General features: G+C 43.1%; 13 protein-coding genes and 1 tRNA gene. 8 read left to right on the top strand and 6 right to left on the bottom strand.

The window, feature by feature from the left end; all coding sequences use genetic code 11:
- Nucleotides 1-68: 68 nt before the first annotated feature.
- Nucleotides 69-2282, bottom strand: coding sequence for a RelA/SpoT family protein (locus AC3IRT_RS12860; protein WP_489396132.1), 2214 nt, complete (start codon nucleotides 2280-2282; stop codon nucleotides 69-71).
- Nucleotides 2283-2428: 146 nt separating this feature from the next.
- Between AC3IRT_RS12860 and AC3IRT_RS12855 the strand changes: the two genes are divergently transcribed.
- The 6 genes from AC3IRT_RS12855 (at nucleotide 2429) to AC3IRT_RS12830 (ending at nucleotide 6590) form a co-directional block, all read left to right on the top strand.
- Nucleotides 2429-3061 (top strand): DUF4294 domain-containing protein, encoded by a 633-nt coding sequence (locus AC3IRT_RS12855; RefSeq protein WP_489393615.1) that lies wholly within the window; start codon nucleotides 2429-2431, stop codon nucleotides 3059-3061.
- Nucleotides 3062-3184: 123 nt separating this feature from the next.
- Nucleotides 3185-3904: a bacillithiol biosynthesis deacetylase BshB1 gene (gene bshB1 / locus AC3IRT_RS12850; RefSeq protein WP_489393614.1), complete on the top strand. Its 720-nt coding sequence runs from the start codon at nucleotides 3185-3187 to the stop codon at nucleotides 3902-3904.
- A gap of 153 nt (nucleotides 3905-4057) precedes the next feature.
- Nucleotides 4058-4131, top strand: a tRNA-Arg gene (locus AC3IRT_RS12845).
- A gap of 75 nt (nucleotides 4132-4206) precedes the next feature.
- Nucleotides 4207-4785: an adenylate kinase gene (locus AC3IRT_RS12840; protein ID WP_489393613.1), complete on the top strand. Its 579-nt coding sequence runs from the start codon at nucleotides 4207-4209 to the stop codon at nucleotides 4783-4785.
- Nucleotides 4786-4808: 23 nt separating this feature from the next.
- Nucleotides 4809-5807, top strand: a complete 999-nt coding sequence (gene obgE / locus AC3IRT_RS12835) for a GTPase ObgE (protein ID WP_489393612.1) — start codon at nucleotides 4809-4811, stop codon at nucleotides 5805-5807.
- A gap of 6 nt (nucleotides 5808-5813) precedes the next feature.
- The gene (locus AC3IRT_RS12830; protein ID WP_489393611.1) at nucleotides 5814-6590 is read left to right on the top strand and encodes a TIGR02757 family protein; all 777 of its coding nucleotides are present in this window, start codon (nucleotides 5814-5816) and stop codon (nucleotides 6588-6590) included.
- On the opposite strand, the gene gap is transcribed toward AC3IRT_RS12830, so the two are convergent.
- The 4 genes from gap to AC3IRT_RS12810 form a co-directional block, all read right to left on the bottom strand.
- Complete coding sequence (gap, locus tag AC3IRT_RS12825; protein WP_489393610.1) at nucleotides 6567-7583, bottom strand: type I glyceraldehyde-3-phosphate dehydrogenase; 1017 nt, start codon at nucleotides 7581-7583, stop codon at nucleotides 6567-6569. The two genes, AC3IRT_RS12830 and gap, sit on opposite strands and share 24 nt — an antisense overlap.
- Nucleotides 7584-7591: 8 nt before the next feature.
- Nucleotides 7592-8197 carry a peroxiredoxin family protein gene (locus tag AC3IRT_RS12820; protein ID WP_489393609.1) on the bottom strand — a complete coding sequence of 202 codons (606 nt, stop codon included), beginning with the start codon at nucleotides 8195-8197 and terminating at the stop codon, nucleotides 7592-7594.
- Nucleotides 8198-8527: 330 nt separating this feature from the next.
- Nucleotides 8528-11539 carry a protein translocase subunit SecDF gene (gene secDF, locus AC3IRT_RS12815; protein ID WP_489393608.1) on the bottom strand — a complete coding sequence of 1004 codons (3012 nt, stop codon included), beginning with the start codon at nucleotides 11537-11539 and terminating at the stop codon, nucleotides 8528-8530.
- Between the two features lie 216 nt (nucleotides 11540-11755).
- Nucleotides 11756-12223 carry a hypothetical protein gene (locus AC3IRT_RS12810; protein WP_489393607.1) on the bottom strand — a complete coding sequence of 156 codons (468 nt, stop codon included), beginning with the start codon at nucleotides 12221-12223 and terminating at the stop codon, nucleotides 11756-11758.
- A 192-nt stretch (nucleotides 12224-12415) separates the two neighbouring features.
- On the opposite strand from AC3IRT_RS12810, the gene guaB reads away from it, so the two are divergent.
- Nucleotides 12416-13891, top strand: a complete 1476-nt coding sequence (guaB, locus tag AC3IRT_RS12805) for an IMP dehydrogenase (RefSeq protein WP_489393606.1) — start codon at nucleotides 12416-12418, stop codon at nucleotides 13889-13891.
- A 52-nt stretch (nucleotides 13892-13943) separates the two neighbouring features.
- Here guaB and AC3IRT_RS12800 read toward each other — a convergent pair whose 3' ends face one another.
- Nucleotides 13944-14552 (bottom strand): hypothetical protein, encoded by a 609-nt coding sequence (locus AC3IRT_RS12800; RefSeq protein WP_489393605.1) that lies wholly within the window; start codon nucleotides 14550-14552, stop codon nucleotides 13944-13946.
- A 213-nt stretch (nucleotides 14553-14765) separates the two neighbouring features.
- On the opposite strand from AC3IRT_RS12800, the gene AC3IRT_RS12795 reads away from it, so the two are divergent.
- On the top strand, nucleotides 14766-14894 hold the full coding sequence (locus AC3IRT_RS12795) for a 30S ribosomal protein THX (RefSeq protein ID WP_489393604.1): 129 nt from the start codon (nucleotides 14766-14768) through the stop codon (nucleotides 14892-14894).
- Nucleotides 14895-14931: the final 37 nt, after the last annotated feature.

Below are 14931 nucleotides of genomic sequence, written 5' to 3'. Positions count from 1 at the left end.
ACCAAATTTTGCTGGAATATCATATCAACTTAATGTCCTATTAAAACGAGAACTGAAGACCCACCCTCTTAACTCCGGTTTTCCGATTCGTACCGCGATACACTGGTAATACCAGGGATGCGTAGTACGTTGCTAATAAGGTTTTCCAGCTGTTCAATATCGTTGACAAATACCATGATGCTTCCTTCAAAGATACCTTCATTACTGGAAATAGACAATGATCGGATATTGACGTTGAAATTTCTGGAAATCACCGTCGTGATTTTATTGACCAAACCGACATCATCAATACCCACAATACGAAGCCCTGTTAAGAAAGAGGTATTGCCTTGCGATGAAGACCATTGTGCTTTCAAGATTCGATAACCATAGTTGGCCATCAGGCGAGAGGCGTTCGGACAGCTGGTTCTGTGAATCTTAATGCCATCATTCACCGTTAGGAAACCAAAGATATCATCTCCCGGAATCGGATTACAACAAGGTGCTAAGGTGTAGTCGATCTTTTGCAAATCATCCCCAATGAGGATCGTGTCCATGTCTTTCTTGTTGATCTTCTCGACCAAGCCAGAGACATGCGATTGAAACAGGTTATTATTAGCATCTTCCGATTTTTCCGAAGCGGCAAATTCTCTTAAATTCTTAATATCAATCGTTCCTTTGGCTACTTGGAAAAAGAGATCCTGAGAACTGGCAAACTTAAAGTGGTTTGCAATCTTATTGATATTGTCTGTGTTGTACGTGATCTTTAAGGACTTGAGTTTTCTTTCTAGAATTTCCTTACCATCTTCCGCTACGCGCCTTTTCTCTTCTTTGAGTGAAGATTTTATCTTCGAGCGCGCCTTGGCGGTAACCACAAAGTTGAGCCAATCTTCTTTCGGACTTTGCTTCGCTGAGGTGATGATCTCTACTTGATCGCCATTATGCAAATGGTGTGCTAGCGGCACCAATTTTTGATTTACCTTGGCCCCAATACAGGTAGCACCAATGTCGGAGTGAATCTCAAAAGCAAAGTCGAGTGCAGTTGCATTGTGTGGCAACTGCACTAACGTGCCTTTTGGTGTAAAGATGAAAATCTCGTCCGAGAATAGATTCATCTTAAAATCATCGACAAAATCGATCGCGTCAGCCTCCGCCGTATTCAATACATCGCGTACTTTCTGAATCCATTGATCCAAGCCGCTATCCGAATTGGATTCTTTATATTTCCAGTGTGCTGCAAAACCTTTCTCCGCAATTTCGTTCATGCGTTTGGTGCGTATTTGCACTTCTACCCATTGCCCACGAGGCCCCATCAAGGTCGTGTGCAACGATTCGTAGCCATTACCTTTTGGCGAAGAAATCCAATCGCGCAAGCGGTCGGGATTAGGGCGATACAGATCAGTTACAATAGAATAGACCTTCCAGCATTCTGTTTTCTCTTTTTCATCGACCGTATCAATAATGACGCGAATCGCAAAAAGATCGTATACCTCTTCGAAAGGGATAGATTTCTTGCGCATCTTATTCCAGATCGAATGGATGGATTTCGGCCGACCGAATACATCGGCTGTAATGCCTTCTCCAGCCAGAATCTCCTTGATCGGAGCGACGAAGCCGCTGATAAACTTCTCGCGTTCGGCCTTCTTCTCATTAAGCTTTCTAGCAATAAATTTATAGGTATCGGGATCTGTGTATTTCATAGACAGATCTTCCAACTCCGATTTTATAGCGTACAGACCCAAGCGATGCGCGAGTGGCGCATATAAATAGCTGGTTTCCGAGGCGATTTTAAGTTGCTTGTGGCGTGCCATGAATTCCATGGTACGCATATTATGTAGTCGGTCGGCCAGCTTGATTAAGATGACGCGAACATCGTCTGCCAGCGTGAGCAGCATTTTGCGAAAATTCTCGGCCTGAATGGAACTATTCGTATCGAAGATGCCGGATATTTTCGTCAATCCATCGATAATACGCGCTACCTTTTTGCCGAACTGCTGCTCGATCTCTTCTACGGTCATGCTGGTATCTTCTACCACATCATGCAATAGCGCACACACGATCGAAGTGGTGCCCAATCCAATCTCTTCAGCAGCAATTTGCGCTACCGCAATCGGATGATAAATATACGGCTCGCCAGATTTTCGGCGCATATCTTTGTGGCTCTCCAATGATAAATCGAAGGCCTTACGGATTTCCTGTTTGTCCCCACGTTGCAAAGTGGGTTTACATGCTCGCAACAGTGCTCGATATCGTTTCCTTATCTCCTTGTTTTCCGCCTCAATATCAATCACATATTCTTCCATATCATCTCCCAAAGGTTGTGAGTTGTTTCAATTTACTTTATCTTTACTAGTTTAAGCGGGTAGGGTAAAGTAGCATGATTCTTGTTAAGAATAAATTTAAGGAAAATTCATGTGTTTTTAAAATGAAATTGCGATTTAATTCGTGTATGAGAGTCTTGATTAGTGCGGTTGCTATGTTTATCTTCCTTCCCTTGATGGGAGGTGCTCAGCAATTGATTATGCCGCATTATGGTGCCGGTCAAGCGCAAGTAGTAGATACCTATCAGACCGTTCGCTTAGAAAGTGGTGAAGTCGTGCCTGCCTTTCTCATTCCCGAGGTGGTGGTGGTGGGTTTTCGACCTTGGAAGAGTGAAGAGGAGCGTATGCAATACCTGCGCCTAAAGCGAAATGTACTTCGTGTGCTTCCTTACGCGATATATGCACAGAAACGCTATGCTCAATTGGATCGCGATTTGGCGCAAGCGCAAAGTAAAAAAGAACACCGCAAGCTGGTCAAAGAATGCGAGCACGAGATTAAGCACAAGATTAATTCTGAAGTGAAAAACCTTTCCGTCAGTCAAGGCAAGATCTTAATCAAATTGATCGAAAGGCAGACGGGCAATACCAGTTACGATTTAGTCAAAGAGATGAAGGGCGGAGTCACCGCTTTTGTATACCAAGGTGTGGCGCGCGTAGTAGGACACAATCTCAAAAGTACCTACGATCCACAGGAAGATTTCGTCATCGAAACCATCATTCGGGAGTACGAACAAGCGCGACCTATGGTCACTAATCGCTAGTGGATAGTGAGTTAGTAAATCGTATTAGTTTTTCTGGAAATAATGTCTAATTTCAAATATTCTCCCAATTTAAGCGTTTAAACATTATATTTGTTTACATTTTTTAAACAATAATCTACCGGTATGGAATTGGATTTGATGGTGATAACAGTGCATCCCGACGATGCGGAGCTAGGGGCAGGCGGTACGATTGCAAGATATGTCGCCGAAGGGAAAAGAGTAGGAATTGTAGATCTTACCCGTGGTGAATTGGGTACGCGCGGAACAGCAGAAACGCGCGCCGCCGAAGCACAAGCTGCCGCTGATATTTTAGGTGTTGCCGTTCGGATTAATTTGGGTTTGAGAGATGGATTTTTTGAAAATAATGAAGCCCATCAGCTAGCGATTGTCCAATGCATTCGCCAATATCGTCCGGAAATAGTTATTACTAATGCGGTGGATGATCGGCATCCAGATCACGGTCGCGCTAGCAAACTGGTGAATGATGCACTATTTCTAGCTGGATTGAGGCGGATCGAGACGAGCGATGAGCAGGGAGCTCAGGAAAGCTTTCGTCCGAGATTACAGTTGCAGTTAATTCAAGATAAATACATACAGCCAGATATTATATTGGATATTACGCCTTATTGGGAAGTGAAGAAACAATCGATATTGGCCTACACGACGCAATTCAATGCGCCAGCAGATAGCAACGAACCACAGACATATATCTCGACGCCAGACTTTATTCTATATACGGAGGGGAGAGCACGAGAATTTGGTCGTAGCATTCAGACAACTTATGGTGAAGGTTTTACGAGTAGAAAATTGCTGGGCGTAGAGGATTTGTTCTCTCTGCGTTAGGTCTTCATTATGAAGTGTTTTACCTTGTTTCTAGAGGAGATAACGATGCATTAGTCTCTGATTTCATGAAAAAATATTTGTTAGCATAAAGCATTTTACTATATTTGCATCACCAAAACAAAACGGGCCAGACTCGATGTGCTTTTGGAAGCGGCGCTCATAGCTTAATTGGATAGAGCACCTGACTACGGATCAGGAGGTTAGGGGTTCGACTCCCTTTGAGCGCACTTAATTAACATCAAAGCCTAATTCGATCCACGGATTAGGCTTTTATTTTGCAATAAACAAAATAACAGAAAGTTATGTTAAACCTTGTAATTTTTGGCCCTCCTGGTGCAGGTAAGGGGACACAGTCTGAAAAACTAATCGCTCAATATGGATTGCATCATATCTCGACCGGAGATATGTTTCGCGCGCATATTAAGAACGAGACGGAACTGGGCAAGAAGGTAAATCAGATTATCGCTGAAGGTAATTTGGTGCCGGATTCAATTACTATTTCGATGCTAGAGCAAGAAATCAATGAGCATCAAACTGCGAAGGGTTTCATCTTTGATGGTTTTCCACGAACGGTAGCTCAAGCAGAAGCGTTAGATCAGTTTTTGGAATCAAACGGACAACCTATCAGTACAGTGCTAGCACTAGACGTAAGTGAAGCGGAACTGACCGAGCGTATTGCTAAGAGGCAAGAAATATCTGGCCGAGCAGACGATGCGGCAGACAAATTGAAAAAACGTATTGAGGAGTATTTTAGCAAGACGATACACGTGTTGCCATACTACGAAAAACAGGATAAATTAAATAAGATCGATGGCATCGGAGAGATTGATGAGATATTCGTCAACCTAACGAAAGTGATCGATACACATAAAGTAGGTTAATCTACGATAATTTTAAGATTGATATGGCACAGGGTTCTAATTTTGTTGATTATGTAAAGGTATGTTGTCGTTCTGGTCACGGAGGTGCAGGTTCGGCACATCTACATAGAGACAAGACGACCGCCAAAGGTGGTCCGGATGGCGGTGATGGCGGCCGTGGTGGTCATATCATTCTCAAAGGATCTACCAATCACTGGACCTTGCTGCATTTAAAGTACCGTAAACATATTATCGCTGCCGATGGCGAACGAGGCGGAAGCGCGTTGAAATCTGGCGCAACCGGTAAAGATGAAATCTTGGAAGTGCCGCTAGGTACAATTGCCAAAAATGCGGAAACTGGTGAGGTCTTGTTTGAAATTACGGAAGAAGGCGAGACCAAAATCTTAACTCCTGGTGGTAAGGGTGGCTTGGGCAACTGGCATTTCAAAACGCCCACTCAGCAAACGCCACGTTATTCGCAGCCCGGTATTCCCGGTAAAGAGGAGTGGATGATTCTGGAACTCAAAGTGCTTGCCGACGTGGGCTTGGTTGGATTTCCCAATGCAGGTAAATCCACATTGTTATCCGTGGTATCGGCTGCTAAACCAGAAATTGCTGATTATCCGTTTACGACCATCGTGCCGAATTTGGGTATTGTATCGTATCGCGATAGCAAGTCTTTCGTGATGGCTGATATTCCGGGTATTATCGAAGGTGCGTCGGAAGGTAAGGGTTTAGGTTACCGTTTTCTGAGACATATTGAGCGCAACTCTGTTTTACTATTTATGGTACCGGCAGATACCGATCGTACCATTGCAGAAGAATACGATATTCTATTGCGGGAGCTTACGGCCTATAATCCGGAGTTGGTAGACAAACCACGTATGTTGGCGATCACCAAATCGGATATGTTGGATGAAGAGTTGGAAGAGCAAATGAAAGCGGAAGTACCAAAAGATATTCCGCACCTATTTATCTCTTCTGTTTCTGGTAAAAACATTCAGCAGCTCAAAGACGCTATTTATAAACAGATCGTAGGTTAGTAAGGTATGGCTCATTTTGATTTAAAAGAATTTTTGGATCAAAAGGTCGCAGAATACAATCGCCCGAGTTTTATCGAGTATGATCCGATCGTGATTCCACATCGCTTTACCTTAAAGCAGGATATCGAGATTATGGGGCTGTTTGCCAGCATAATGGCTTGGGGACAACGCAAAACCATTATCAACAAATGCACCGAGCTGATTGCACGGATGCAGGGCGAACCTTATGCTTTTGTATTACACCATTCCGATCAGGATCTTGCTGGTCTGCTGGGATTCAAGCATCGTACGTTTAACGATACCGACTTGCTTTATTTTATCGCCTTCCTGCGTCATCATTATGCGCAGCATGAGTCGTTGGAAATGGCTTTTGTATGGGGGCAAGAAGATCGTGAACACGTATCCGTAGAGCAGGCACTCAACTATTTTAAATCGTATTTCTTTTCCTTACTCGATTATCCAGAGCGTACTCGTAAACACATCAGTTCTCCGATGCAAAAATCTAGCTGTAAGCGCTTAAACATGTTTTTGCGCTGGATGGTGCGCCGTGATACGCAAGGGGTGGATTTTGGAATCTGGTCGAAGATACATCCGGCCGATTTGATCAGCCCATGCGATGTACATGTAGAGCGCGTAGGTAGGAAGTTAGGCATGATTACCACGCCGACCGTCAATTGGAATATGGCGATGGAATTGACTGCTCAATTGCGTTTGCTAGATCCTGCGGATCCCGTAAAATATGATTTTGCGCTCTTTGGATTAGGCGTCGAGGGTCGCCTCTAAGCGACTTAGAATCTGTACGATATCAACCATGCGGTTAGAATAGCCGTATTCATTGTCATACCAGCCCACTACTTTCACCAACCCACCGACCACAGAAGTCAGTTGCGCATCAAATACGCAGGAATAGGGATTATTGATAATATCGACCGATACAATCGGATCTTCGGTGTAGTACAGCACATTTTTCAAATCACCTTCGGCAGCAGCTTTAAACTTCGCGTTGATTTCTTCGACCGTAGTAGGCTTTGCTAAGGTACAGGTAAAATCGGTGAGAGAACCATTCAATACGGGTACCCGAATACCTGCTCCGCCTAATTTTCCTTCTAAATGAGTGAACACATTCGTAATGGCTTTTGCCGCACCAGTCGATGTTGGGATAATGGAAGATGATGCAGCGCGCGCCCGTCGCAAATCTCGATGCGGTGCATCATGCAAATTCTGATCTCCGGTCATGGAGTGTACCGTAGTGATGTAGCCATCTTGAATGGACCAATTGTCGTCCAAGATTTTGACTAATGGCGCGACGTTATTCGTAGTACAAGATGCGTTGGAGAATATCGGTGCATTCCAGTCAAATGTGTCATCGTTGATGCCCAATACGACCGTAGGAATTTCTTTATCTGGTGATGGAGCGGAGATCACGACTTGACGCGCACCGGCCAACAAATGTTTTGCTGCGGCAGTGGATGTGGTAAAATGCCCCGTAGACTCGATGACTAAATCTATGCCTAAAACAGACCACGGCAACCGTTCTGGATCTTTTTCATTATAGATCTGTATGGATTGCGTTCCGACTTCCAAATTACCATCTCGATGCGCTACGGGCATGGGAGCTGGGCCGTGTACGGAGTCGTAGTTAAAAAGATGCGCCAGTGTGGCTGCATCCGCCAAATCGTTAATGGCAACAACTGTTACTCCTTCCAGCTCGCGCTGAAGTAAATGACGAAGGGTATGCCTGCCTATTCGTCCAAATCCGTTTATTACAATCCTCATCTATGCTATTACTGTACAAATGCGGTTAAAATTTCATCGATACCTTTTTCGCCAACCCAGTGGTTTTTCAAGTTGCCATCGGCTCCGTACACATAGTTAGCTGGGAACATGCTCGGGATGTGGAATTTGCGGATAAACTCCTGATTCCGATCATATAAAACTTCTACATTAGATTTGCCATCTAGTTCTTTACCGAAAGAAGGTAGGAAATTGACCATCAAACCTGGGTCGTTCATCGAAATGTATAGGATATTGATGTCTTTAATCTTGTCGTAGTTTTTGGCCAGAGCTTGTGTTTCTTGTTGGCAATGCCCGCAAGAAGGATCGAACAAGATGAAAACGGTGTTTTTGCCACTAGGTATATCTTTCTTCTCATAACCGAAGCCCGACTTCACCTTGTAAAACTTAAACTCTGGGATGCTTGCTGTCGGATCTTGCTCTTCTGGCTGAGCAGGCGGCGGAGTTTGAGCATGCGATGTAGCCGTTTCTGCTTGCGTGCTGTGATCGTGTCCTGCGTGCGGATCTGCTGCTTGGTTTTTGTCGGCTCCAGGGTTATTACAGGCCGCTACAACAAGAGCGATTGCCAAACCTACTATTGAAAATTTACCTTTCATGATTGTCATCTAAATACTGCTCAAAGCTAAATAAAAATGAGGAATATTGGGTAATAGCTGCTATGCTAAATGTGTCATCTCCTTGCTATAATAGGGCTTGAATATACCATGTGATAACACATAAAAAAAGCATTGCCACTCGGGGAGAGCGGCAATGCTAAACTAACCAATTATTAACCTAAAATTATGAATAGTCAAATATACGCCAAGGATGAAGCGGGTGCAAACTCTTTAACTCTTCTTAACCGTTGCTTCGCATAGCTATGAAAAACAGCGGGCTTTCTGTTCCCAGAAAGCCCGCTGTTATATGTTTGAAACTATCGTTTCCGATTAATTTGTCACTGTTTTTACCTCCTTCACATTCGGAGCAATATCTTGTGCCGCTTTCTCCTCTGGAGTCAAATCGTACATGGTTGGTGCAGCGATAAAGATAGAAGAGTAGGTTGCTACAATAATACCAATCAAGATAGCGAAAGAGAAACCTCTAATCACCTCACCACCGAATATAAATAACACCGCCAATACGAAGATCAATGTCAACGAGGTAATGATGGTACGACTCAATGTGGAGTTGATCGCTCTGTTGATGGTGCTGCCTAAGTTTTCGTTCTTACCGAAAGGTTTTGTTAAGTATTCACGAAGACGGTCAAATACAACCACGGTATCATTCACCGAGTACGCTAACACGGTCAATAACGCGGCTACGAAATGCTGATCGATATCTAAGGAGAATGGTACTAGCCCATCCAATACAGAGAAGATACCTAACAATACAATACCATCATGTGTGGTAGAGATCGCTGCAGATACCGAATACTGCCATCTGCGGAAACGAATCAAAATGTATGCTGCAATCACTAAAATAGAGAATACAGCAGCATAGATTGCGCGGTCGCGAATGTCACTAGCGATAGAAGGTCCTACTTTTTGCTGCGAAAGGATCTCATATTTACTGTCACTTACCTTCGTTAAACCTTCATTCAATTTGGCTAATACTTCGCCATCGGCTTGGTCACTTGTTTCTTCGATGTGGTAGGTCGTAGTTACTTTGATTTGGTTTTCACTACCAAAGGTTTTTACCTCGGTAGTCGATTGAAACACCTCATCCAAATTGCGACGTACATCTTCTAGGTTGACATTGTTGTCATAACGAATCGTGTATGTGCGACCGCCTTGGAAATCTACTCCAAGAGAAAATCCTTTGGTGAAGATCGAGATGATACACAATACAGATACTATCGCAGAGATGATATAGTACACTTTTCTCTTTGCTACAAACTGGAAGTTTGCGTTTTTCAACGTATTTGCAGACCAAGGAAAAGAAAGTGAAATCTTTTTGTCTTTGTCTAACAAGTACTCGAAAATCAAACGAGAAATGAAGATCGCGGTGAACAATGACGTGATAATACCGATCATCAACGTAGTCGCGAAACCTTGAATAGGTCCACTACCGGTGAAGAACAAGATCACACCCACCAATAATGTGGTGATTTGTGAATCGAGAATCGAAGGCATCGCATGTTTGTAACCATCTGCGATGGCTTGGCGCATGGATTTTCCTAAGCCCAATTCCTCTCGAATACGCTCATAGATAAGTACGTTGGCATCTACCGCCGTACCCATGGTGAGTACGATACCGGCAATACCTGGTAGTGTTAATACAGCATTTAGCGAAGCTAGAATTCCTAACAAGAAAAATACGTTGAATACTACCGCGATGTTTGCAGCGATACCAGCACGGTTGTAATAAGCTACCATGAAGATCATCACGACTACAAAACCAATCACCGCTGAGTTTACGCCGGCATCGATAGCTGCTTGACCCAGTGATGGTCCTACAATCGCTTCTTCTACAATTTTTGCGGTAGTCGGAAGACGACCAGCTTTCAATACGTTGGCTAAATCTTTGGTGTCTTCGATCGTGAAGTTTCCAGAGATAGAGGAGTTACCACCTGGGATTTCTTCATTCACCGTAGGTGCCGAATATACCACACCATCCAAGATAATGGCGATGGATGCATTCGATTGAGCAGCTTGTGCTGTAATACGTCTCCATTGGCGCGCTCCTTCCGCATTCATTCCCATAGAAACTACAGGTCTGTTGTTGTTATCGAAATTATCGCTTGCTTCTGTAATAACGTCGCCCGTAAGTACGGCACCGCTTTCTGTATTGCTTGTTTTAATCGCAAATAACGACAAGAAATCAGGTGAGTTGTGTTCCGGTTTTACCGACCACATAAATTTCAGATTCGAAGGAACCATCGAACGAACTTCTGGGCGGTTCAAGTATTGGTTTACGCGCGCTGTATCTTTCAAATGAGCATAACCTACTGTTGCACCTGGTGTCAAAGAAGGTTGTCCATTTTGTCCTTGGAATACCGAAGGGTTAAGAACAGCGAATAATGGGTTTTGTTGCGCTAATTGTGCTTGCGCAGCAGATGTATCTGTGTCCGTATTTTTGGCGCCTAGATTAGCCAATAAGTTGGCATCAGAAGCTGTGGTATCAGCGGCAGCAGTTGTATCTGTGCTCGTTGTTGAAGCGCTTGTTGTTGCCGATTTATCATTGCGTAAAGCAGCCGCTAAGGTTTTGTCGATGTTTTCCAATAATGGATATACATCGGGGTTGCTATGCGTTTCAAAAAACTCCAATTTAGCAGATCCTTGTAACAATTTACGTACGCGGTCTTCGTCTTTGATACCCGGAAGTTCTACTAAGATACGGTTAGTACCTTGCTGAATCTGGATGTTGGGAGAAGCTACACCGAATTTGTCAATACGGGTGCGTAGTACTTTGTACGAGTTCTCGATCGCATTGTCCGCTTCGCGCTTTAACCAAGTACGCACTTGACCTTCTGAACTGTTTGCACTAACAGAAGCTGCATTATCTTTAGTAGCAAAGAAAGATGCGATTGGTGTACCTGAACCAGAAGCTTTGTACTCATCTACAAATAAGTCGATCAACGAAGTGTTGGTTGTTCTACTTTTTGCTAAAGCGTTTTCCAACGATTTGTTGAAAGCTTGATCCTTTGGATTGTTTGCTAGATTACGGATCAGCTCATCTAAAGAGATCTCCATCGTCACGTTCATACCACCTTTAAGATCTAGTCCTAAAGCGATCTCACGTGCTTTCGCTTCGCGATATGTATATTTGGCTACGCCAAGATTATACACCACCTGTCCGGCAACCGAATCTAAATACGCTTTTTCTTTGAGCATGTCGCCCTGCGCGTATTCTGCGGCATCACTTTCCACTTTTCTGGTTACAAAAGTGAAAGATAGGGAGTAGAGGCATGCTAACGAAACCACTACTACCAAAAATTTAATCAGCCCTTTACTCTGCATTTCTATCAGTCGTTATAATTAAGATTTGTTGTATTTTCAGTTTAATAATAAAAATATTCAAGATTTGCAAAGGTATAAAAAAATGGAAAAAACAAGAGTATTATCACAAACAAATGACGGTTAAGTTTGTGTTTCCCACAATTTGGTACATGCGCAAAAAAAAAGCGCTCCTTTTGCTATGCAAAAGGAGCGCTTTAAAGCTATTAAAACTAGATGTTAGTTCAATGTGAATTTCAAACCGATGCTAAAACGAGCAGGTTCAAAGTTAGAATTGTTTGTAAGATTCCACCAAGGCTTCCAGTCAAAGTGCATTGCTAAAGGAGCTTGTGGTACCTTAAATTCTAGACCTGCAGCAGGACGGATCGCGAAATATGATCTTTCGTTAGCAAACATTACTTGAGGACCAACACCTAAATACCAGTTCAATCCGCTTGCACCAGGGATTGCTTTGTTGTACGAGTAATCAACTCCTAATACAGTAGCGCCGCCACCAAATAATACTTGCGCGTTACCTGCATTAAATCCGCCAAAGTTATGTTTGATTTGAGGTCCAACAAAAGTGGTTCCGTCACCCAAGTCAATCCCTAGACCAAGAGCTGTTCCGTAAGGAGTTTGTGCTTTTGCTTCTTGCACCCCAAATGCCATCGCAATTGCAGCGCATAATGATAGTAGTACTTTTTTCATAGTTGATGTAATTTGATAACTTAATAATTATTGTATTCGATATTTCGACATTTACGCAATTACCCTGCCAAAAATACGAGCTGCGCATATTTCTTGATTATTCATATGTTTTTTATGAAAATATATTTTGACATCTTAATTTATTTTTAGTACTTTTGTCTGGCAAATAGAAATCCCTTTAGATATTTGCCCATGCAATTAGATCCACACAAATTTGTAGCAGAAGGACTTACTTACGACGATGTGCTGTTGATTCCAGCTTATTCGGAAATCCTGCCTCGCGATGTTGATACAAGTACCTATCTAACACGTAAAATCAAAATTAATATTCCTTTAGTATCTGCCGCGATGGATACCGTTACGGGTGCTGATCTGGCTATTGCCATTGCGCAAGCGGGTGGTATTGGTATGTTGCACAAGAATATGACCATCGAAGAACAGGCTGCTGAAGTGCGCAAGGTTAAGCGCTCGGAGAGTGGTATGATTCAAGATCCAGTTACTTTAAACACGGATGCAACGGTAGGTGATGCTTTTCAGATCATGCGTGACCACAAAATTGGTGGTATTCCAGTGATTGATTCGGATGGTAAATTGCAAGGTATTGTCACGAACAGAGATCTTCGTTTTCAGAAAGATATGCAGTTGCCTATCGCAGAGCTGATGACTAAAGCAAATCTGGTGACCGCGCCAGAAGGCACGGATTTGATTCGTGCAGAAGAGATCTTACACGATTATAAAATTGAAAAACTACCAGTAGTTGATAAAAATGGTGTTTTGAAAGGCTTGATTACCTTTAAAGACATTCAAAAATACCGCCATTACCCAAATGCTGCAAAAGATGAGCATGGTCGTTTGTTAGTCGGAGCTGCTGTTGGGGTTACGCACGATACGATTGAGCGTGTAGATGCTTTGGTGAAAGCTGGCGTGGATGTAGTTACGATAGATACGGCACACGGTCATTCGTTGGGCGTTATCAATAAGTTAAAAGAAGTCAAAGCTACTTATCCAGATTTGCAAGTGATTGTCGGCAATATTGCGACAGGACAAGCTGCGAAAGATTTGGCCGATGCAGGAGCTGATGCCGTAAAAGTGGGTATTGGTCCGGGTTCGATTTGTACGACCAGAATTATTGCTGGGGTAGGTGTTCCGCAATTATACGCGGTATACGAAGTGGCCAAAGCATTGAAAGGAACGGGTGTACCATTGATCGCCGATGGCGGGATCAAGCAAACCGGTGATATTGCAAAAGCAATCGCCGCTGGAGCCAATACGATCATGGCGGGTTCTCTTTTTGCAGGTGTGGAAGAAGCGCCTGGAGAAACAATCATTTATGAAGGGCGTAAGTTTAAATCGTACCGCGGTATGGGCTCTGTAGAGGCGATGGAAAAAGGTTCGAAAGATCGTTACTTCCAAGATGTGGAAGAGGATATTAAAAAACTGGTACCAGAAGGTATTGTCGGTCGTGTTCCTGTTAAAGGAACATTGGCGGAGGTCGTCTATCAGTACATTGGCGGTTTGCGTGCATCGATGGGCTATTGTGGCGCTGCTACTATTGAGCGATTGCAAGATGCGCAATTTGTGAAAATCACCGGTGCTGGTTTACGCGAATCGCATCCACATAATATTCAAATCACCAAAGAGGCTCCGAACTATAATAGTCGCGGATAATGTATTTCTTATAGATGAATATTGATCCCGCTCCGAAAGGAAGCGGGATTTTTTATTTAAGGTCGTACACGTCGCCGGCTAAAGCTTTAAAATGCTTATCCACCTGATCGCGTATGTATTGGGAAGAATCTTTGTAGTTTTTGACCTTGCCAATCACGTAGCTCACGCGATCGTGGTGCTCGCGATGCGTGATAAATTCGATGCTCGGACGGTAATAACTACGATAGTAGTGGAGATCTTCGGTATCTAGACCCGTGTACGTGGCAGTAATTGGCAGCCATACCTGATCGAGATAGCCCTCCAAGATGTCTTTTCTTTCAAATTCGCGAAATCTATTTGTGCTTATTTCGAAATAACGTGCATATAGTCGTTCGATATTGATACTGATGCCTACGCCCATGATGCCCGGAACGGGCGAAAAAATAATTCCGTCTATTGGGCTTTCTATTTTATATGGAGTGCGTAAATGATGCGGGATTTCAAGCGTTGCAGGCTTGTGGATGACGATTGGTACCTCCGTGATATGAATGGTGTCCGCAAGGTTGATGGTGTCTTTTAGTACTACATAGATTTGTGGTGACGTCCTGTAGGTATTTGTGCTATCTACATAAATCAGTATTCCTAATGTAACGATTAGTACGTGTACGAATGTAGTTTTCATTAAGTGGATAAATCAATTAGTGTAGATGGAAAAGGATTATTTTGGTAATAAACAAGCTTATTAATTTATTAAATGTAGTAAAGAAATAACTTATTACCTAATTATGGCGCTGCCTGCTACCTTAAAGCATGCTATGAATTTGCATCTTTCACAAAAAATGAATACATTGCTAATAGAGCGTTCAAATCATAATGTTCATTAAAACTAAAAACTATGGGTAAAGGTGATAAGAAAACGAAAAAGGGAAAAATCATTACCGGGTCGTACGGAACAAGTAGACCTGGAAAAAGAACAGAAGGGCGCAAGCCTTCAGATACTACTGCTAAGCCAGTAGAAGCATAAAAAAAGCGGGAGAACTTAAGTTCTCCCGCTTTTTTTA

This window comes from Sphingobacterium sp. KH_072 (assembly GCF_057837975.1).
Note: the sequence above shows the minus strand (reverse complement) of the source record. Positions and strands in the feature narration are given on the sequence as shown.

Bases quoted from the DNA above. Each gene is read 5' to 3' on its own strand.
- AC3IRT_RS12860 (WP_489396132.1), bottom strand. From the start codon at position 2,282: ATGGAAGAATATGTGATTGATATTGAGGCGGAAAACAAGGAGATAAGG.
- AC3IRT_RS12855 (WP_489393615.1), top strand. From the start codon at position 2,429: ATGAGAGTCTTGATTAGTGCGGTTGCTATGTTTATCTTCCTTCCCTTG.
- secDF (WP_489393608.1), bottom strand. From the start codon at position 11,539: ATGCAGAGTAAAGGGCTGATTAAATTTTTGGTAGTAGTGGTTTCGTTA.
- gap (WP_489393610.1), bottom strand. From the start codon at position 7,583: ATGAGGATTGTAATAAACGGATTTGGACGAATAGGCAGGCATACCCTT.
- AC3IRT_RS12840 (WP_489393613.1), top strand. From the start codon at position 4,207: ATGTTAAACCTTGTAATTTTTGGCCCTCCTGGTGCAGGTAAGGGGACA.
- AC3IRT_RS12830 (WP_489393611.1), top strand. From the start codon at position 5,814: ATGGCTCATTTTGATTTAAAAGAATTTTTGGATCAAAAGGTCGCAGAA.
- AC3IRT_RS12810 (WP_489393607.1), bottom strand. From the start codon at position 12,223: ATGAAAAAAGTACTACTATCATTATGCGCTGCAATTGCGATGGCATTT.
- bshB1 (WP_489393614.1), top strand. From the start codon at position 3,185: ATGGAATTGGATTTGATGGTGATAACAGTGCATCCCGACGATGCGGAG.
- AC3IRT_RS12820 (WP_489393609.1), bottom strand. From the start codon at position 8,197: ATGAAAGGTAAATTTTCAATAGTAGGTTTGGCAATCGCTCTTGTTGTA.
- guaB (WP_489393606.1), top strand. From the start codon at position 12,416: ATGCAATTAGATCCACACAAATTTGTAGCAGAAGGACTTACTTACGAC.
- obgE (WP_489393612.1), top strand. From the start codon at position 4,809: ATGGCACAGGGTTCTAATTTTGTTGATTATGTAAAGGTATGTTGTCGT.
- AC3IRT_RS12795 (WP_489393604.1), top strand. From the start codon at position 14,766: ATGGGTAAAGGTGATAAGAAAACGAAAAAGGGAAAAATCATTACCGGG.
- AC3IRT_RS12800 (WP_489393605.1), bottom strand. From the start codon at position 14,552: ATGAAAACTACATTCGTACACGTACTAATCGTTACATTAGGAATACTG.